This window comes from Sphingobium sufflavum (genome assembly GCF_021403115.1).
Taxonomy (GTDB): Bacteria; Pseudomonadota; Alphaproteobacteria; order Sphingomonadales; family Sphingomonadaceae; genus Sphingobium; species Sphingobium sufflavum.
The window spans coordinates 148,235-166,446 of record NZ_JAJSSH010000006.1 but is presented as its reverse complement, the minus strand read 5'-3'; the positions used below and the strand labels follow the sequence as shown (position 1 = coordinate 166,446).

Sequence of the window (18,212 nt, the reverse complement as noted above, 5' to 3'; positions counted from 1 at the left end):
GCTTTCATGTCGCAAAAAGCCCCGCCGGATATTCTCCGGCGGGGCTTTGTCTTTAAGATCGGCGCGTCAACCGGCCGCTAAAACCCGGCTCCGGTGGGGACGGAACGCCGCGTCCCCACCATCCCCGATACCCCCTAGACCGCGTTCGCGCGGGCGATGCGGCCGAGGACCGATGCGCTGGGCTTCAAGGTCCGCTTGAACGTCTTGTGGTCTAGCGTCGAGAGGCCGAACTGCATCTCGAACCCCGCCAGCCACTCGAAATTGTCGATCAGCGACCAGTGCATATAGCCGATCACCGGCACGCCCTTGTCGATCGCCTCGTGCAGATGTTTCAGTGTGGCGGGGATGTGCCAGACGCGGCGGCGGTCGTCGGGCGTCTCGATGCCATTTTCGGTGACGAAGATCGGCTTGCCGGTCTGTTCATGGACATATTCGACGGTGTTGCGCAGCGCGGTCGGCTGCTTGATCGTCTCCACCATATCCTTCTGGTCGACATAGGGCACTTCGGGCGGGGGCGGCAGGGGCGCGCCGCTGCCCGGAATACGGATCTGGCGATAAGTCTGCACGCCGATGAAGTCGCCCGCCCGCTTGGCGCAGGCCAGCCAGGGACCATAGGCTACCTCGCGCAATTCCTTATATTTGCTGCCCTCGTTGCCCGGCTGGAAATCGACGAGGTTCAGCGTGACGCCGACCGGCAGGTCGGGCCGCACCGCCTTGATCGCGGCATAGCCCTTCTCATGCGCCTGCATCAGTTGCGGCGTCATCTCCTTGATCGCGGGATGGTTCATGGTCACGAAGCGTTCGACATTGGTCGCCTTGGCCGCGGCGGCATGGGCGCGCTCCTGCAACTCGTCGCCCTTCTTGAAGTAGTCGCCGCTCTGCGCGAACGAGCGATAGGTCAGGCCCACCTGCGGTTCATTGATGGTGCAGGCATAGGCCATGCCCGCCGCCAGTTCCCGCGCGGCCCTGTCGCAATAACGGGCGAACAGGTCGGGCGATTCCGGGTTCAGCCAGCCCCCGGCCTCCGCGAACCAGCGCGGTGCGGAGACATGGTAGAAGGTCACGACCGGCGCGATCCCCGCCCTGCGCAGCGCGGCGATGAAACGCTTGTAATGGTCCAGTTCGGCCTGCGAGAAATGGCCGCGCGACGGCTCTATCCGCGCCCATTCGATGGAGAAGCGATAGGCGTTGAGGCCCATCGCCTTGAGCAGGGCGATGTCCTCGTCCATGCGATGATAGCTGTCGCATGCGTCGCCCGACCGCTCCTTGAAGGTGGCGGGCTGTATATTCTCCATCAGCCACAGGTCGGAATTGACGTTGTTGCCCTCAATCTGGTGGCCCGCCGTGGATGCGCCCCACAGGAAGCCCTTGGGAAAGCGGCGGGCGGAGGCCGCTGTCGCGGCAGCGGCCAGCGGACTGGCCATGCCGATGGCGGTGGCGGCCCCGGCGGCGGCGGTCGCGGCCCCGGTCAGGAGGGTCCGGCGGTTGAGGCTGGGGGTTTCTACAGACATTCGTTCTTTCTCCTGAATCGCAATGGGGGAGGGGGTTCTGGCGAGCGCATGACGGTCACGCGCTTGCTGGGGTGGGGCCGATTTCGCTACTTTGCGTCCTGCATCAGGCGGACAGGCCCGATCAGGCCGGAGGGTCTGAGCGGCGCATCCGCCCTGTACATGGGGCCGGCGGTCCAGCCGATCTTGTCCGCGCCGGGGTGGGCGTCCCCGATCAGGCGGTTGACCCACAGGTTCGCGACCCGGACCTCCACCTTGTTCGTGCCCGGTTTCACATGGCCGCCGATGTCGATGCGATAGGGCGCATGCCAGACCGTGCCGACCGGGTGGCCGTTGATCGACACCTCCGCCAGATCGCCCACCTGGCCGAGATCGAGGATCAGGGAACTGCCCGCGGCTTTCCGCTTGGGCGCGGCAAAGCTGGTCCGGTAGGTCGCGACGCCGGAGAAATAGCGCACGCCCGGCAGTACATTGTCGTTGAGCGGGGCGAGCGCAGGCAGGGTCAGCGTCGCCGGTGCGCCGCGCCCCGGCTGGAACGCGACTGTCCATGGCCCGTCCAGAGACGCGGCGGGGGCGAGGTGTCTCTCAGGCACGACATGGGACGGCTTCTCCGCCTTCGTCCGAAACACGACGAAAGCGGAGTCTTCCGCGTCGAAGTTGATCGGGACGATGGTCTGTCCCCCTTCGATGCGGTAGCTGAGCGGGCGGCTTTCCCCCGTGTCCGCTTTCCACAGTTCGGGCACCCTGCCACTGACCCGGAAGCGCGCTTCCACAGAGGTCGGGGAGGAAGCGGGATTCCGCAGGAAATAGATGTCGCCATCGTCGAGGCCGCGATGCACGAAATCGACGGCGGCGGCGCTGGACCCGTCCGCGCCCGCAGCGGCAGTCGCGACGAAATCCGGCGCGACGCCGATCTGGCGCAGCGCGGAGGGCAGATCCTTGCCCGCGATCACCCGGCCCGTGCCAATCTGCGTCACCGGCTGCCCGCTCCACAGACGCCGCACCAGCGCATCGAACAGCTTCGGATCGTCGGCGAGGCTGGGCGAGGATGACGGGGCGTTGCCGACGATGGTCGCGCCCTGTTCGGCCAGTTGCGCGATCTTCGTCAGGACGGGCAGGGTCATGCGGGCGCTGGTGCCGGACAGGTACAACAGGCGGTAACGCGCGCCGCCGGATGAAATCAGGTCGCCCTTGTCCACGCGGAGCAGGTCGGTGACGGCGCTGGCATTGATGAGGTCATAGCCATTGTGCACCGGCACATCGGGGAAATAGCCGTCCATCGCCTGCGCCCCGGCGGGGGCTTCCTCGCCCAGGAAATAGGCGACATCCGCGACATTGCGCCCCTGTTGCAGCATCAGGCTGCTGCGCGCGATATAGTCAATCCACGGCGCGGCCATGTCCGCCCAGCTTTCATGCCGGGTGAAGAACTGGCCGATGTGGCGCAGCGACAGGCCGGGCTGCTTGTCGTCGACCGGCTGGTGGGGGGAGGTGTGGATGACGATCCGGTTCACGCCATGCACGAATTCGGTATCGACGATCCGCCGCAGGTCGGCGGGGCCGTGCGCCCAGGGATAGCGGCTGGATGTCATGGATTCCGCCGCGACAAAGGGCTTGCCCAGCAGGTGCGCGGTCGCGGCGGCGGTGCGCAGGTCCGCGATCAGCAGCGGGCGCGGCCCCGTTTCGCGCGGAAAGGTCCACATCGCGGCCATGGGCACATCGGTATGGCGGCGCATGTCCATGTCGTCGCCCAGCGACACCCGCCAGCCCTCCAACGCCTCGCCATAGACTTTCAGGCCATTTTCATGCGCGACCGCCGCGACCGTGCCATAATGTTCGCTGGCGTGGAGGTCCGCGACCGTGCGGCGAAAGTCGTAGAGGAACCGGTCGCTCTGGTCCCGCGACCCGATGATCTCGCCGGTCAGGGCAGGCAGCCAGGGCAGGGGGTCATATCCGCGCAGCCTGTGGAACTGCTCCATCATCTTGGGCGTCCAGTTGAACGATCCGACCTCCGTGCTGTCGGTCAGGACCGCGTTGATCCCGCGCGCGCCCAGCAATTCCGGTCCCACCGTGTCGCGATAGGTGGCCAGATAATGGGTCATATAGGCGCGCACCGCCGCGCCATCCATCTTGTCGACTTCCAGGCCGGTGGCTTCTTGTGGCGCGGGATGATTGGTCTTGCCGATCAGGGAATAGCCGAACCGGACGATCCGCCAGGTGCCGCTCGGCACTTTCCAGTCCAGCGTTCCGTCGGCGCGCAGCCTGCCGGTCAGGTCGATCACCTTGGATGGCATGACTCCCGCGTCGGTCAGCCCAGCCGAGCCATCCAGCGCATCATAATCCCGCGCGACGGCAAAGCCGGCCTTCTCCTCGAACTGGTTGACCCGCGCCTCGCCCAGCAGGCGCAGTTCGGCGAACTGGGTGGGACGATTTCCGAGGAGCGCGGCGTAATTGACCCCGGCATAGCCCGGCGCCGACGCCCGGTCGATGGGCGACTGGTTGGTGCGCGGGGTGAGGCGCAGGCGATAGTCGCGCGCCGTGACGGGCGCAAAGCTGACCGTGGTGGGCACAAGGCTGGGCAGGAACGTCGCGATCGGTCGCCAGTCAGCGCCGCCGTTGCGGGCTTCCAGCGTCGCCGTGACCGATGCGCCGTTGAACAGGTCGCTGTTGCCATTGCCGAACAGGGTCAGGGCGCGCACCGTCTGCGGCTTGTCATAGGATATCAGCACGGTCGGCTCCGCGCCTTTCGGCAGGGTGATGGCTGCCGTGAACTGGCCATCCGTCAGCGTGCCGGCGTCCAGCGCCGTCCCGTCCGTGGCCGTGATGCGCGGCACGGGCAGGGCGCGCGCCGTCGCGACCGGATAGGCAAGGACGGCGACATCGGCATAATAGTGGGGCGGGGCCTCCGCCTTTGCGCCCGGTTCGGGGACGAGCGGCAAATCCTGATAGGGGCCTGTTATGGCGGGAGGCGCGGCCAGCCTGCCGTCGAAGTGGTGGGCGGCCGACACATCGGTGCTGCTCCACACCAGCTTCTTCATGCCGTCGGTGGGCCTGACCCATGGCCCGCCCGTTTCGGACCATCCCGGCGACGCGGCGATGGTCATTTCCAGCCCCAGCCGGTCGGCCTCCTGCGCGGCGAAGCGGAACGCCTCCTTCCAGGGTGGCGTCATGTAGAGCAGGCGGTCCTTCACGACGGTCGGCGTGCTGAAATTAATGTCGAAGGTCTGCACGCCGCCGATGCCGGTGCGCTTCATCCACGCCAGATCCTTGGTGATCCCGTCCCTCGTGATATTGCCGTTGAGCCAGTGCCACCAGACCCGCGGACGGGCGCTCTGCGGCGGGTTGCGGAACTGTTCGCCCAGCGTGGGGTTGGCCGTTGCCGAGAGCGGCAGCGTCATCAGGCCGGTGGTCCACAGCAGACGCGCCAGCCGGGAAAGGCGAGGATGCCGTCGGCCCTGCCGGGCGGTGTTGGGCAATGTGGCGAACCCGTCTTCGGCAGTCATGCGGCACCCCTCCCAGGGCTGGTTTGAAGGGCGCCCACCCCTGGCGCGGAGCCTGTGGGCGGTGTCCTACCATGAGCCTGTCGCGTTTGGCGACCAATTTCCGGGTTTTTGGACAGACCAATATGAGAGAACCCTAGAGGGCAGAGGGACGATCCGCAATGCCCCGGCGGATGGTTTTGATGCGGCGTCGGGCGAATGAGACCACCGCGTCTTCAGCCTAACGCAAAGGACGATGGCGACCAACCCCCATACGGGGGTTCTGTCCCGCAGATGACTGGCATAGCGGTGATGTTTGCGTTGAGGAAAGGTCCGAGATCGTGCGCCGTCAGCCTTCTGCCACACTGAAAATCCCAACCCGCCGCGCTTTCTATGCGCCCCTTTGGTCGGCGCTGATGGCGTCGCTCCTGTCGCCCGCCGCTCTGGCCGCCGATGCGCCTGATCGGCTCGAAACCGGCAAGCAGGGTGAGACACTGGAGGGAGAGGCGGGCCTGCTCGCTCAGCCCTACTCCAAAGGTGTGCGGATCATTGGTCATACCGAAATAGACAAGCGTGGCGGCAATGTCATCATGGCATGGGCGGGCGACTGCGCCTATGTGGCGGGCGGCCTCAAAATGTCCGCCGACGGCAATATCGGCAAGCAGCCGTTCGGTCCCACATCCGGCGTCGCCGTGATCGACGCGCGCAGCCCTGCCGCGCCGAAAGTGGTGCGCTATCTTCAGGAAAAGGGCGCACTGGATGCGGGGGAAACCCTGCACGCCGTCACAGCGCCGGGCCGCTCCGTGCTGGCCGCCAGCACCTATGGCGGGGTCGCGGGCGTCAACGGGCCAAAGGAGGGCTGGCTCGCTCTCTATGATGTGTCGACCTGCGCGAAGCCCCGGTTGACGGCGGAAATCCAATGGCCGGAGCCGGTCCATACGCTGACCGTCTCCCCCAATGGCAAGCGCATCTATGGCACGGTCATCAGCCCCTTCACCGGGGAGGGCGGCCTTCAGGTCATGGACATTTCGGACCTGTCCCGGCCGCGCTTCGTTGGCAAGTTTTCCGTGACCCGCCCTGACGGAACCAGCTTCGCCTTTGCGACCCATGAAGTGTCGATCAGCCCCGACGAGCGCCGCATCTATGCGGGTGTGATCGCGTCGAAGGGCGGCGACCTCAACCCCGGCGTCACGCTGTTCCCGCCCAGCGCGCAAGGGCTGGGACCGGATGCGGGCGGCATCTATATTCTCGACAATAGCGACATCGTGGAGGGCCGGGCCGATCCGAAGATGCGGCTGGTCGGCACGGTTCCGCATGGCGGCTGGCATTCGGCGGTGCAGGCGCGCGTCAACGGCGTGCCCTATCTGGTCGGCGCGGGCGAACTGGGCGCGTGCCCCGGCTCATGGCCCCGGATCAGCCGCATCGCGGATGAGAAGAACCCGCGCATTGTCGGCGAATTCCGGCTGGCGATGAACCGCCCCGAAAACTGCCCGCCGCGCACCACCATGGAGGCTGCAACCGGCGGCGTCGTCGGTCGGGCCGGGGTCGCGAGCACCCATTTCAACGATGTGGACAGCGCGACCGATACCCGCCTCGGCCTCTTCCCGTTCATGTATGCGGGCCTGCGCATCGCGGACCTGCGCAATCCGGCGAAGCCGGTGGAGGTTGCCTATTTCAAGCCGGGGGACGCCTGCATGTCCCATGTCCGCTATCGTCCCGAAACCGGGCAAATCTGGTTCGCCTGCATGGACAGCGGCTTCTGGGCCGTGGATCTGAAACCCGCCCTGCGCGCGTCGCTCGGCCTGCCTGCGCCGACCGCGCGCCGCCGCTGATGGCGATGGGGATGGGGGACTGTCGTCACAGTCCCCCATCGGCCGACGGTCAGGAACAGATGAAGCTGGCCGATACTTTGGGATCGCCGCTGACATAGGTCGCCTTCAGCGGATATTGGCACAGCGGCTGGTGGATCGTCACCGGGGTCGCCTTGGGCGACTGTATCTCCACACGGTCGGGCGCGATGCCTTTTTCCACCCAGTCCGTCATCAGCTTGTACATCTGGCCGCCCGCCACCGCCGGGGGATTGGCGTCCGGGTTGGCCGTGCCATGGGGGGAGGTGTGGCCGCCGCCCGGCACCAGATAGAGTTTGTAGAAGTCCTGCACCGCCGCATAGCCGCCCATCTTCGCCGCGACCTCGTCATAATAACGCATACTGTGCTGGACCGGGATGGATTCATCGTTCCAGCCGTGCCAGCTCAGGAATTTGCCGCCGCTGGCCTTGAAGGCGGACAGGTCGGCCTTGTCGGTCGCGACGCCGCCGAACACCGGGTCCAGCGCCGTCGCCCGGTCGAACGCATTGGCCATCTGCGCATAGGACAGGCCCTTCCACAGATCCTGCCCGTTGCCCGATGCGTTGCGGAAGCTCTCCCCCGCGAGCGTCGGATTTTGCAGGGCCAACGCGGCCATGTCCGCATTGGCGCTGGCGGCGGCGGACTTGCCGCTGGCGGACCCGGCGCGCCCCGGCCCGCTGCTCAGCAGCTTTATCATCTGCGCGTTCAGCTTGGTGAAATAGGCGAGGTAGAGCGATGTGCCGCGCGCAAAGCCATACCAGCGATGCCCGCTGTCCAGCTTCACGCCGACGCCATTGTCCTGCGCCGGGTCGGGGGCGGACCCATCGGCGGTGATGCCATACCACCATTTGTTGACGACCTGCGCCTGCCGGCGCGTGACGCACAGGCCGGCGGCGGCATCGCCACCATCCGACGAGCACAGCACCTTGCGGTCCTTCGCCGGGTCATAATGGCAGGCCGCATTGTCCATGATATAGCCCAGATGCTCGCCGCCCACGACATCGCAGGCCCGGATCGCGGCGTTGGACACCAGATCCTGCTGGTCCTCGCTCAGTGGTGCGCCCGCCAGATCCCGCTCGATCACCAGCGCATGGTAGAAATTGTTGAGCGCCCACCGCTGGAAATAGAGGGTCGGCAGGGTGGCGATGATGCCGTCATAATCGTCGGGGTGGTTCTGCGCGAGGGCATAGCCATGGCGGCCGCCGGTGGACGCGCCCTCATAATAGGCGAATTTCGGCAGGCGGCCATAATAGGCGAGCGCCAGCGCCTTGGTCTTCACCGCCACCTCATGCTGCGCGCGGTGCGCGAAGTCGGTCCAGCCCTGCCGGTTGGGCGTGCCGTCGGGCAGCATGGCCCAGCTTCCATCGGACAGCGCATGGCCGGAATCCGTGCTGGCGGAGATGGCGCCCTCCGTCCCCGCCGTCGCGGCGGCATAGGCCCAGCCGATCTCGTCCGGGTTGGTGTGCGCGCCGCCGTCATAGCCGCCGCGCCCGCCGATATTGTGCAGGCGGCCGTTCCAGTTGGCGGGGGTGGGCAACCATATCTCAATGCCGATGCCCTTGGAGGTGGAGGGCGCGTCCTTTGGCCCCGGCGTGCCCGGCCCGACGATCAGCTTGACGAGGCACAGGTCGCTCGCCGCCTTGCCGGTCAGCATCGGCGTGACGGCTTCCTTGATGACCAGGTCGTCGCCCTTCCTGAACGTCTTCACCGCGATTACCCTCGTCAGGGCGTCGGGCTTGAACGCTTTCTGGATCGACGCATCGCAGCCGAGCCGCTTTGGCGGAGCCGCCAGCGCGGGCGTGCCGATGGCGGCGGCCAGCGTCAGGGCGGCGACCGGTACTGTCATGGTGGCCAGACGGCTGGCTTGCGAAACGCGCATCGTTCTTCCCCAAAAGGATGATTGAAATGGCCCTGATTGGCCGTGTGGGATGGGATTGCCACGCGGTCCGGTCAATTATCATCCCCACTTGGGGGTCATCGCAAGGGAGCGCAAAAAGGGGCGTTCCCGATGATGGAAACGCCCCCGCAAGCCCATGTCACTGAAAAGAGTTTCAGGGCCGCAGCACGTCGCTCTTCTCCGCAATATCCACCCAGGCGTTTGCATCCGCCTGAAGCATGAAGCGCGATTGCACCAGCGCCGCCGCTTCCTTGCGAACCTGCGCGACAAAGCCCGCATGGTTGCCAAAGCGTTCCTCCAGCGAGAGGCGCGGGTCGCCGGCCGCCAGCCGCTCCGCCTTCGTCCGGGCAAAGGGAATGAACGATCCTTCCAGCCCGCACAGGTCGCCCGCACGATTGCCCTCGCGCCGGATGTTCCAGCCGACATTGGTGCCCAGCGGAACGCTGATTTCGATTGGGCGGTGGGTGCCGGTGGCGAGGCCGTCCCTGTCCGGGCGCGGCACATAGAGCTGATAGGCCTTGCCATGTCTGGGCGGCAGGGCGGTCATGCGGCCGCCGGTGGGGCCGAAGCCCGGCCCGAAATCCAGCACGTCGAGTTGCGCCATGACCTCGGGCGGGGCAAAGTCCTTCACCTTCGGGAACAGCGCGCGATATTGGGCCAGCGTCACCAGCCCGCCATTGTCCAGCGTCGGGAAATTGCTGGGCGGTGGCGGGGCCTTCCCCTCGACCCAGTCATCCAGAATGGCGACCAGCGCGCCGCCGATGCCGGGCAGCGACCGCTCGACCGCCTGCGGATTGAAGCCCGGCGCGTTGAGCGCCTGTGCGGGATTGGCGCATTCCCCCATGAAGCCGTGCGGCGTCACCGGCGGACTCATCAGGCCGTAGATGCCCAGATGCCCCGATCCGCCCTTGAAATAGAGGCGGACATTGTCCGGGATCGCAATCGCCTTGCCCCGGCCATCGACGACCTGAAGCGAGTTTTTCCAGGTCCAGAAACTATTCTCGTCCACCGCCTCCATGAGGAGGGGGTCGGTCCTGGGCCGCTTCAAAATACCGTCCGTGCGCCCGGTCAGCGGGTCGCGGGAGACGCCGAAGCTGGCTGGACCGATGGCGTTCGACACGAAATCCTTATGCCCGTCCTGCGCCGAACAGAAGGTGGGGTGGGCGAATTCGACATTGGCGAAGAGGCGGCTGGCGCCGCCTGTGTTGATGAACACGCCGTCGAACAGCTTGTGGCCATCCTCCGTCTCGTTGAAGCCGAGATAGAGATATTCGCGCAAGTACATGCCGGTGGACGAGGCGCCATAGGCATAAGTCCGCCGGATCGTGGGTGCGCCGCCCGCCACCGCCAACGGGTTGGCCACGCCCGCGTCATCCTTTGCGCCGGAGCGCAGATAGGCGGCCAGATCGCGCGTGACCGCATAGGCGAGGCCCATCACGATGGGGTTCTTCGCCGGGTAGGTCAGTTCATAGAGCCGGTCCGGGCTGAAACCGTTGAACAGACCGATGTCGCCCGTGCCCGGCTTGAAGCTGTCCCGCCCGGTCGGGCATGTGCCAAATCCCCATGCGTCCGCCGGGACCGGCGTGGCGGCACCCCCGGCGCGGCGGCGCACGACCAGCGTGGAGGCGGAGGTGGCGCTGTCCGCCGGTTCATAAGCTTTCCAGAATTGCGCCAGCGGCTGGCTGTACCCCCTGGACGACACAGAGAATTCCAGCCGCTTCTTGCCGATGATCGGGGAGCCGTCGGCCTGTGTGGCGACGGGGAACTGGGGAAAGAGCTGACGCGCGTTGGGCTTGCCGTCGCCATGCCATCCGGCATCGACGAGGGTGAAGCCCATCCGCAGTTGCTGCGCGACCTGACCGTTGACCTTGGCCGGATCGGCGACCGCGCCCAGATCCGTATTGCCACGATTGTTGATGTCGTAGAACAGCTTGCCATTGCCGCGCGCCATGTCGACCGGCTTGATGAGGAAGACGGGCGCGCTGAACTCGACCTTGCCCGCCGCGTTGCGCGGGGCCTTGTCGAGATTGACGATGACCCTGTTACGTGGGTCTGCAGGGTCTACCTCGAAACGGGCGGTGGCGACGATCCGTTCGAACGATCCCGCATCGCCAAAGCCATGCCCGCCCGCATAGGGTTCGCGGCTCTGTATCTCCAGCCGCGTCAGCCGCGCCTCAGCCGGGCCGCTGCCCACCAGTCCCGTCGCGGCCAGCGCCACCCCGCTCAGCGCGGCGGCGCGCAGGCGGTTCCATCCGGCCCTGTTCGGACGCGCCTCCCGCGTATCTCTCCCGTCGTATGATTTTTTTTTGGGGGGGGACGAATGCATCCCCCCAACTGTTGATTATCGCGCTTTCAAACCGGGATTGGACGGCTCCAGCCGCAGGCGCAGGCTGTTCTGGAAATAGGCGACATTGGTGAACTGGCCGATCAGGACCAGCAGTTCGAACCGATGCTGGTCGTCGAGGAAGGTGCAAATCTCCTCCCATGTCGCATCGCTGACCATCGCCGCCTCGCGCAGTTCCTCCGCCACGCGCAGGATGGCGCGGTCCTGCGGCGTCCAGCCGGGGGCGGAGGAGCCGATGGTCGCCCATTCCACATCCTCGTCGGTCAGCCCGACCCGCTTGCTGTGCTTGACATGCTCACCCCACTCATACGGCGCCTGGAGCAGCCAGGCGGTGCGCAGGATGGCGAGTTGCCGGAAACGCGCGGGCAGGGTGGCGGACGGCCCCTGTATCTGGAGCGACAGGTCCATGATCCTGTCCCACAGGTCGGGATAGCGGCACAGGGTGAACATGATCTCCGGGATCACGTCGAGCGGCAGGGGCGCGGTGTCGCCCACCACGCCGCCGCGCAGCCGGGCGGTCGCGGCCTGCACTGCCTCCGCCACCGACGCCCGGTCGAGCGGGGGGAGGCGCGGGGGATGCCCCAGCACATCGGCTTCACGCGCGTTGATCCGGTCGAGCACGTCCGGCGCGATGGCCGCGCCTGCATCTTGTTGTGGCATGGTTCGTCTCAGCGGATGATGTTGGGATATTGGACGCGCGGTTCGATCTTGTGCGTGTCGCGATAGGAGGGGGGCTGGCGTCCGCCCTCGTCGGTCAGACCATATTTGACCGCCATTTCCGCGCCGATCACGGTCTGGCCGTTCATGGCGATCAGGTCCGGGTCGTTGTAGAGCGCCCAGATGACATGGCCGGTGAACTCCGGCGTCTCCACCACATCGGCCAGATAGGCGTATTTCTCCGGTTCGGTGGCGATGACATGCTTGAGCCGGTCGGTCAGCAGCGCCCCCATCCAGATCGACAGCGCCGTGACGCCCAGGCCGGTGAAATCCACCCCCATGTCGGCGGCCAGCTTGTCCACGCCCGCCTTGTGCGCGCCATAGGCGGGGCCGAACACATAATGCACCCCGCCGGAACCAGATGTGAAGATCATCAGCCCGTGCTTGGCCTTCACCATCATCGGCGCGGCATAATAGCTGGCGACATAGCCGCTGCGGATGCCGACATCGATCATGTCGGCCAGCTTCAGCGGCTTTTCCCAGAAATTGCCGGGGGTGGTCAGTTCGTCATGCACGGCGGCCGCATTGTTGACGAGGATGTCGATGCGGCCCTGCTCGCGCTCGACCTGTTCGAAGAAGGCTTTCACCTGCGCGTCGTCGCCATGGTCCACGCGCACCGCAATGCCCTTGCCGCCCGCCGCGGTGATGGCGTCTGCGGTCTCATAGATGGTGCCGGGCATGGAGGCGTCGCCGGTCTTCTCCGACCGGCCCGTCACATAGACGGTGCAGCCATGCGCGCCGAGGCCGATGGCGATGCCCCGGCCCGCGCCCCGGCTGGCCCCTGTCACGACGGCGATACAGCCCTTCTCAGTCATTCCTCACCCTCTCTGATACTGGCGTCCGGGCCCGTCGTGCGACCATCGCGGTATCGCTGATTGCGTCGACCCGCTGTCCCAAACGCCTTTCTTCTCGAATAGATACGTCCTTTGAATACGTATAAGATATACATTATTGGCTTGGCAATGGGTTTCTGTGACGCCCTGCCCACGCTGTTCGGCGCACCGCCCTGCCGGGTCTGTCCAGCCCTGCCGTCCGCCTCATCGGTTCAGGCGGCGGAGCGTCCATGGGCTGTTTCGCATCAGGCGGATGACAAGTGCAAATCGCGCAGTCTTCGATAGGAAAGGCGCCCCGCCCGACGCATCGGGAATCCCTGTCGAAACCGTTGCGCCTATCACCCCATCCCCTTGCGCCCCGCAATCTGGAAGTCTCGTCAGGCCCGGTCCTTCCGGGCATTGCCGTCATGGGGCTGTCGCTTGCCCGCCCTGTCATTAATGTATACGCAGATGTCTAACGATTAAATCATCGAAGGGAGAGGTGTTCGTGCATTATCTGGAGGACTTCCGGCAGAATTGGCGACCCTTGCTGGGCGCGGCGCTGGGGCTGGGGTCGGGCATGGCGATGACATCGTTCATCCTGCCCGTGTTCGCGCCGCATCTGCTGGCGGAGTTCGGCTGGCCGAAGGCGGATTTCGCCATGGTCGGTGTGGCGTCCGTGCTGGTGCTCTTCTCCATCCCGCTGGTCGGGCGGATGACGGACCTGTTCGGCGTCTGGAAGGTCGCGGCCGTCGGCGTGGCGGTGACGCCGCTCACCTATGTCGCGCTCAGCCTGCAATCCGGGTCGATCTACCAGTATCTTGCCATATTGGCCGTCCAGATGACGCTCTGCGCGACCAGCACCGCCACGGTCTATACCCGCCTCATCGTGCAATATTTCGAGCGGTCCCGTGGTGGCGCGCTGGCGGTGACGGTGTCCGCGCCCGCCATCGTCGGCGCGCTGGGCAGTCCGCTGATCGCCATGGTTAATCAGGATCATGGCTGGCGCGCGGGTTTCCTCGTCATCGCGGGCTGGTCGGCGGCGGCGGGCGTGCTGGCCCTCGCCCTCATCCCGCGGGACGGCCCGGCGGCCGGGCGCGAACCGGCGCGGGATCGCCCGACAGGGGATTATGGCGAGATTCTCCGCAACCCGACCTTCTGGTATATCTTTCTGGCCGCCTTCCTCGTCAGCCTCCCGCAGATATTGACCAATTCGCAGCTCGCGCTCGTCCTCATGGACAAGGGTGCGAGTGCGGAGGGCGCGGGCCGCATGGTCGCGCTGTTCGCGATGGGCGTCGTCGTCGGGCGCATCGCCGCCGGGCTGGCGCTGGACCGGTATGAGGCGGAAATCGTCGGCCTGATCGGTCTCAGCCTACCGGGCTTCGGCATGTTCCTCATCGCCTCCTCGCTGGACCAGCCGATGGCGCTGGGTCTGGCGGTGCTGCTGATCGGACTGGCCTTCGGGGCGGAGGGGGACGTGATCGCCTATATCATCGTCAAGCATTTCGGGGTCCGCATCTATGGCACGGTGATCGGCCTGACCTTTGCGGCGATCGGTGGGGCGGCGACCTTTGGCGCGGTCGCGCTGAGCCAGAGCCTGCGCCTCACCGGCGATTATAATGCCTTCCTGCTGGTCGGGGGTGTCGGCGTCCTGCTGGGCAGCCTGTTGTTCCTGCTGGTCCGCAGGCGCACGCCGCTGGTTCCGGCGGCGGCCTGATCCGGCAGGGCTGTCCCGGCGATGGGGCGGGGAGGGGAAGGTGCGCGCATCCTCTCTCCGCCGCCGCCCTTATTCAGAATTCGCTGGTCCGTATCACCGGGTCGGCCCCGATCAGATAGCCATAGTTGGCGAGGCCCACGCGGGTGCGGCGGATATGCAGGACCAGCGCGGCCTGCGCCATCTCGACCTCCCGCCGCTCGACGGCGCTGAAGATCATGGCCTGCTCCGCCCGCATCACCTTGCCGCCATTCTTGAGCGACAATTTGGCATAGGCGCGGCGATAGCTTTGGGTGGTGTCCCACAGTCGCTCCACGATCTGGGCGAGTTGCGGCACCTCGTGCCGGCGATAGGCGATCCAGTGGAATTGCCGGTCCAGCGGCAGGAACGCCTCCACATCGGTCACTTCCGCCAGCGCGTTCAGCATCTCGCGCATTTCCTCTATGTCGGTGTCGGTGAGGTTGGGGATGCTCTCCGCCAGCAGCATCGGTTCCAGTTGCTCGCGGATGCGATAGGACATTTCCATGTCGCGCACCGTGACCGCGCTGACCCGCGCGCCGAACTTCGCGCGCAGGGTGATGAGGCCGCGCGTGTCGAGGATGCGCAGGGCGTCGCGGACCGGGATGCGGCTGATGTTCAGTTCGGCGGCCAGTTCATCCTGCTTGATCCGCGTGCCCGGTTTCAGCGCGCCGGACAATATCCGTTCCGCCAGCAGGTCCGCCACCCGCTCGCTGACCACGCCCGATTGTTCGCCTTGTTTCATCCTGTCGCCCTGAAGACATTGTTTTGTGTACCAAATGGCGCGACCCCATCGAAAAAATCGGGACGTCCATGGCGTGACTATAGCCGTAAATCATGAGATATATGTATCTGACCCAGCCCGATGGCGAGTATAAAATATACATCGTCATTGAACTTTACACATGTTCAGGGTAGTTCTGCGTCCATGCAGCCTGCCGTCAACAGGGCAGGGTGAACGGGATTTCGGTGCGCCGCCAACCGGCGGGCCGGACATGGCGATAAGATGATGGAGAGATGGACGATGGCACCCGTGCGCTTTCGCGTGAACGGCAAACCTCTGTCGGTGGATGCCGACCCGTCGACGCCCCTGCTGTGGGTGTTGCGCGATCATCTGGGCATGACCGGTACGAAATTCGGTTGCGGCATCGCCCAGTGCGGGGCCTGCACGGTGCATCTGAATGGCGATGCGGTGCGGTCCTGCCAGGTTCCGCTCGAGAGTATCGCGGACGCCAGCGTGACGACGATCGAGGCGCTGGCCACTAATGGCGGCGCGCATCTCCAGCAGCTCTGGGCGGAATTGAACGTGCCGCAATGCGGCTATTGCCAGGCAGGCATGTTGATGGCCGCCGCCGATCTCCTCAAAAAGACGCCCAAGCCGACCGACGAGGATATTGACGGGGCGATGACCAACATTTGCCGCTGCGGCACCTATCCGCGCGTCCGCGCCGCCATTCACCGCGCGGCGGAGAAGGCGGCATGAAGGGGCTTCTGATGCAGCAGGACGGTGCCGCCGGCGACCTGCCGCTGGACCGTCGCCGTTTCCTCGTTTCCGCGGCGGTGGTCGGCGGCGGCATGGCGCTGGGCATCGGCCGGGGCGGGGCGGCGACCGGCGCGGGGGGCAAGCCCGTCACCGGTCCATGGGGACCGGACGCGGCGCAGGGCAGCGAATTTTCGCCCTGGATCGAGATCGCCCCTGACGACATCGTGACCATCCGCGTGCCCCAGCCGGAAATTGGCAACGGCGCGATGACGCAGGCCGCGATGACCGTGACCGAGGAACTGGAATGTGATTGGGCCAAGGTGCGCGTCGCCTTTGCCTCCATCCAGCGCAACCATATCGAAAAGGGCGTTTATAACGTCGGTTTTCAGGGCTTTTTCGGCGGCCACAGCACCGAGCCGGACCGGATGGCGCATGTGCTGCAACTGGGCGCGAGCGCGCGTGAGCGGCTGAAGGCGGCGGCGGCGGCGCGCTGGTCCGTGCCGGTCGCGGACATCAGCGTGAAGAACAGCGTCCTGACCCATGCCGGCTCCGGCCGCACCCTGCGCTATGGCGAGGTCGCGACGGAGGCGGCCAGGATCGTGCTGCCCGCCGAACCGGCCCGCAAGCCGCGCAGCGAATGGCGGCTGATCGGCAAGTCATCCCCGTCCAAGCTCAACATTCCGGACATCGCCCATGGCCGCGCGACCTATGGCATCGACGTGAAGCTTCCGGGCATGGTCCATGCCGCGCTGATGCAAAGCCCGGTGCAGGGCGGCAAACTCAAAAGTCACAAGCCGGAGGCGGTGCTGAAGATGCCGGGCGTTCGCGCCGTCATCGTCCTCGACCCGGCCAAGACGCGCGGCGTGCCCGCCGGGACCAAACAGGCCGCCACCTTCGGCTTTGGCGATTGCCAGGTGCAGAGCGCCGTCGCGGTCATCGCCGACCATTATTGGCAGGCGCGCACCGCGCTGGAGGCGTTGCCGGTCGAATGGGATGCGGGCAGTGGTGCGCAATGGACCGATTCCGCGAAAATCTATGCCGCCGCCAGCGAGCTGCGCGGCAAGGATGGCGCGCGCACCGTCAAGAAGGCGGGCGATGTGGCGACCGCGACCGGCAAGCGCGTGGTGGAAGGCGACTATGGCACGCCCTATTGCGAAAATGCGATGATGGAGCCGCTCAACGCCACTGTCCTCGTCACGGCGGACGGGGCGGAGGCATGGGTGCCGACGCAGGACCAGCAGCAGGCTTACTGGACCGTCATTGACGAGACCGGTCTGTCGCCGGAAAAGGTGAAGGTGCACCAGACCTTCGTCGGTGGCGGTTTCGGGCGGCGGACGCAGGCGGACGATGTGCGCATGGCCGTCGCGATCGCCAAGGAATTTCCCGGCAAGCCGGTCAAGACCATCTGGACGCGGGAGGAGACATTCCGGCAGGGGCGTTATCGCACGCCCATCACCACCCAATATAAGGCGGTGCTGGACGACGCCACCGGCCTGCCGCAGATGATCATGGGCGATGTCGCCTATGTCGGCACGCGGCCGTCCTTCATGCTGCCGCTCGGTTTTTCGGACCAGCCCTATTTCAACAGCGGCATCATCCCCAACGTCCGGCTGACCAGCGCCAACCTGCCCATCACCATCCTCAACGGCGCATGGCGCGCGCCCTGCTACAACAGCCATGCCTTCAACCTGGAAACCTTCATCGACGAATGCGCGGTGGCGGCGGGGATCGACCCGCTGGACTATCGGCTGAAGCTGCTGGCCAAATGGGACAAGGCGTGGAGCGACACGCTGCGCGTCGCCGCCGAAAAGGCGGGCTGGGGCGCAAAGCTGCCGAAGGGGGAGGGGCTGGGCATCGCCATCTCCTGCTGGCCGGTCGCCAACATGCACAATAATGGATCGGTGATCGCCACCGTCGCGCGCGTATCCGTCAGCCAGCAGGGCGAATTGCGCGTCAGGCAGGTCGACGTCGCCTTCGACTGCGGCAGCGTCGCCAACGCGGATGCCGTCCGCGCGCAGGTGGAGGGTGGCACCATGTACGGTCTCAACGCCTGCCTGAACGAGGAAATGACCGTGAAGGATGGCGCGATGGTGGAGGGGAATTTCGACGAATATCCCATGATGCACATGGCCGACGCGCCCGTCCTGAACGTCCATTTCGAGGCGCTGTCCGGCCATGAACGCATGGCGATCATCGGGGAGGCGCCCACCGGCCCGATCCAGCCTGCGGTGGGCAACGCCATCTTTGCCGCGACGGGCAAGCGCCTGCGCCGCACCCCGTTCCGCACGCAGGATCTCAGCTGGTCATGATGGGGAGGTTTCCTGCGCTCCTCTCTCCCGTCGCCGCGCCTGCGGTCCCTGCGCGCGCTGTTGTCGCCATGGGGGCGGCGGCGCGCC

Annotated in this window: 11 protein-coding genes; 4 read left to right on the top strand and 7 right to left on the bottom strand. The window is 66.1% G+C overall.

What is annotated here, in order from left to right; translation table 11 throughout:
• Positions 1 to 134: 134 nt before the first annotated feature.
• Both LWE61_RS11005 and LWE61_RS11000 read right to left on the bottom strand, forming a co-directional pair.
• Positions 135 to 1,511: a glycoside hydrolase family 1 protein gene (locus tag LWE61_RS11005; protein ID WP_234150107.1), complete on the bottom strand. Its 1,377-nt coding sequence runs from the start codon at positions 1,509 to 1,511 to the stop codon at positions 135 to 137.
• Between the two features lie 86 nt (positions 1,512 to 1,597).
• Entirely contained in the window at positions 1,598 to 5,008 is a 3,411-nt protein-coding gene (locus LWE61_RS11000) for a glycosyl hydrolase (RefSeq protein WP_234150106.1), read from the bottom strand.
• A gap of 392 nt (positions 5,009 to 5,400) precedes the next feature.
• Here LWE61_RS11000 and LWE61_RS10995 point away from each other — a divergent pair, with 392 nt between their 5' ends.
• Positions 5,401 to 6,816, top strand: a complete 1,416-nt coding sequence (locus tag LWE61_RS10995) for an LVIVD repeat-containing protein (RefSeq protein WP_234150105.1) — start codon at positions 5,401 to 5,403, stop codon at positions 6,814 to 6,816.
• A 49-nt stretch (positions 6,817 to 6,865) separates the two neighbouring features.
• On the opposite strand, the gene LWE61_RS10990 is transcribed toward LWE61_RS10995, so the two are convergent.
• From LWE61_RS10990 to LWE61_RS10975, 4 genes are all read right to left on the bottom strand, one after another.
• Positions 6,866 to 8,710, bottom strand: coding sequence for a tannase/feruloyl esterase family alpha/beta hydrolase (locus LWE61_RS10990; protein WP_234150104.1), 1,845 nt, complete (start codon positions 8,708 to 8,710; stop codon positions 6,866 to 6,868).
• 172 nt (positions 8,711 to 8,882) lie between these two features.
• Entirely contained in the window at positions 8,883 to 11,054 is a 2,172-nt protein-coding gene (locus tag LWE61_RS10985) for an alpha/beta hydrolase domain-containing protein (protein WP_234150103.1), read from the bottom strand.
• Positions 11,055 to 11,069: 15 nt separating this feature from the next.
• Entirely contained in the window at positions 11,070 to 11,732 is a 663-nt protein-coding gene (locus LWE61_RS10980) for a carboxymuconolactone decarboxylase family protein (RefSeq protein ID WP_234150102.1), read from the bottom strand.
• Between the two features lie 8 nt (positions 11,733 to 11,740).
• Positions 11,741 to 12,604 (bottom strand): SDR family NAD(P)-dependent oxidoreductase, encoded by an 864-nt coding sequence (locus tag LWE61_RS10975; RefSeq protein WP_234150101.1) that lies wholly within the window; start codon positions 12,602 to 12,604, stop codon positions 11,741 to 11,743.
• Between the two features lie 505 nt (positions 12,605 to 13,109).
• On the opposite strand from LWE61_RS10975, the gene LWE61_RS10970 reads away from it, so the two are divergent.
• Complete coding sequence (locus tag LWE61_RS10970) at positions 13,110 to 14,318, top strand: MFS transporter (RefSeq protein ID WP_234150100.1); 1,209 nt, start codon at positions 13,110 to 13,112, stop codon at positions 14,316 to 14,318.
• Between the two features lie 73 nt (positions 14,319 to 14,391).
• Here the strand turns inward: LWE61_RS10970 and LWE61_RS10965 are convergent, their stop codons facing one another.
• Positions 14,392 to 15,078, bottom strand: coding sequence for a GntR family transcriptional regulator (locus tag LWE61_RS10965; RefSeq protein WP_234150099.1), 687 nt, complete (start codon positions 15,076 to 15,078; stop codon positions 14,392 to 14,394).
• A gap of 279 nt (positions 15,079 to 15,357) precedes the next feature.
• Here LWE61_RS10965 and LWE61_RS10960 point away from each other — a divergent pair, with 279 nt between their 5' ends.
• Complete coding sequence (locus LWE61_RS10960) at positions 15,358 to 15,816, top strand: (2Fe-2S)-binding protein (protein WP_234150098.1); 459 nt, start codon at positions 15,358 to 15,360, stop codon at positions 15,814 to 15,816.
• Positions 15,813 to 18,125: a xanthine dehydrogenase family protein molybdopterin-binding subunit gene (locus LWE61_RS10955; protein ID WP_234150097.1), complete on the top strand. Its 2,313-nt coding sequence runs from the start codon at positions 15,813 to 15,815 to the stop codon at positions 18,123 to 18,125. The genes LWE61_RS10960 and LWE61_RS10955 overlap by 4 nt, the downstream gene beginning before the upstream one ends.
• The last annotated feature ends 87 nt before the right edge of the window (positions 18,126 to 18,212 follow it).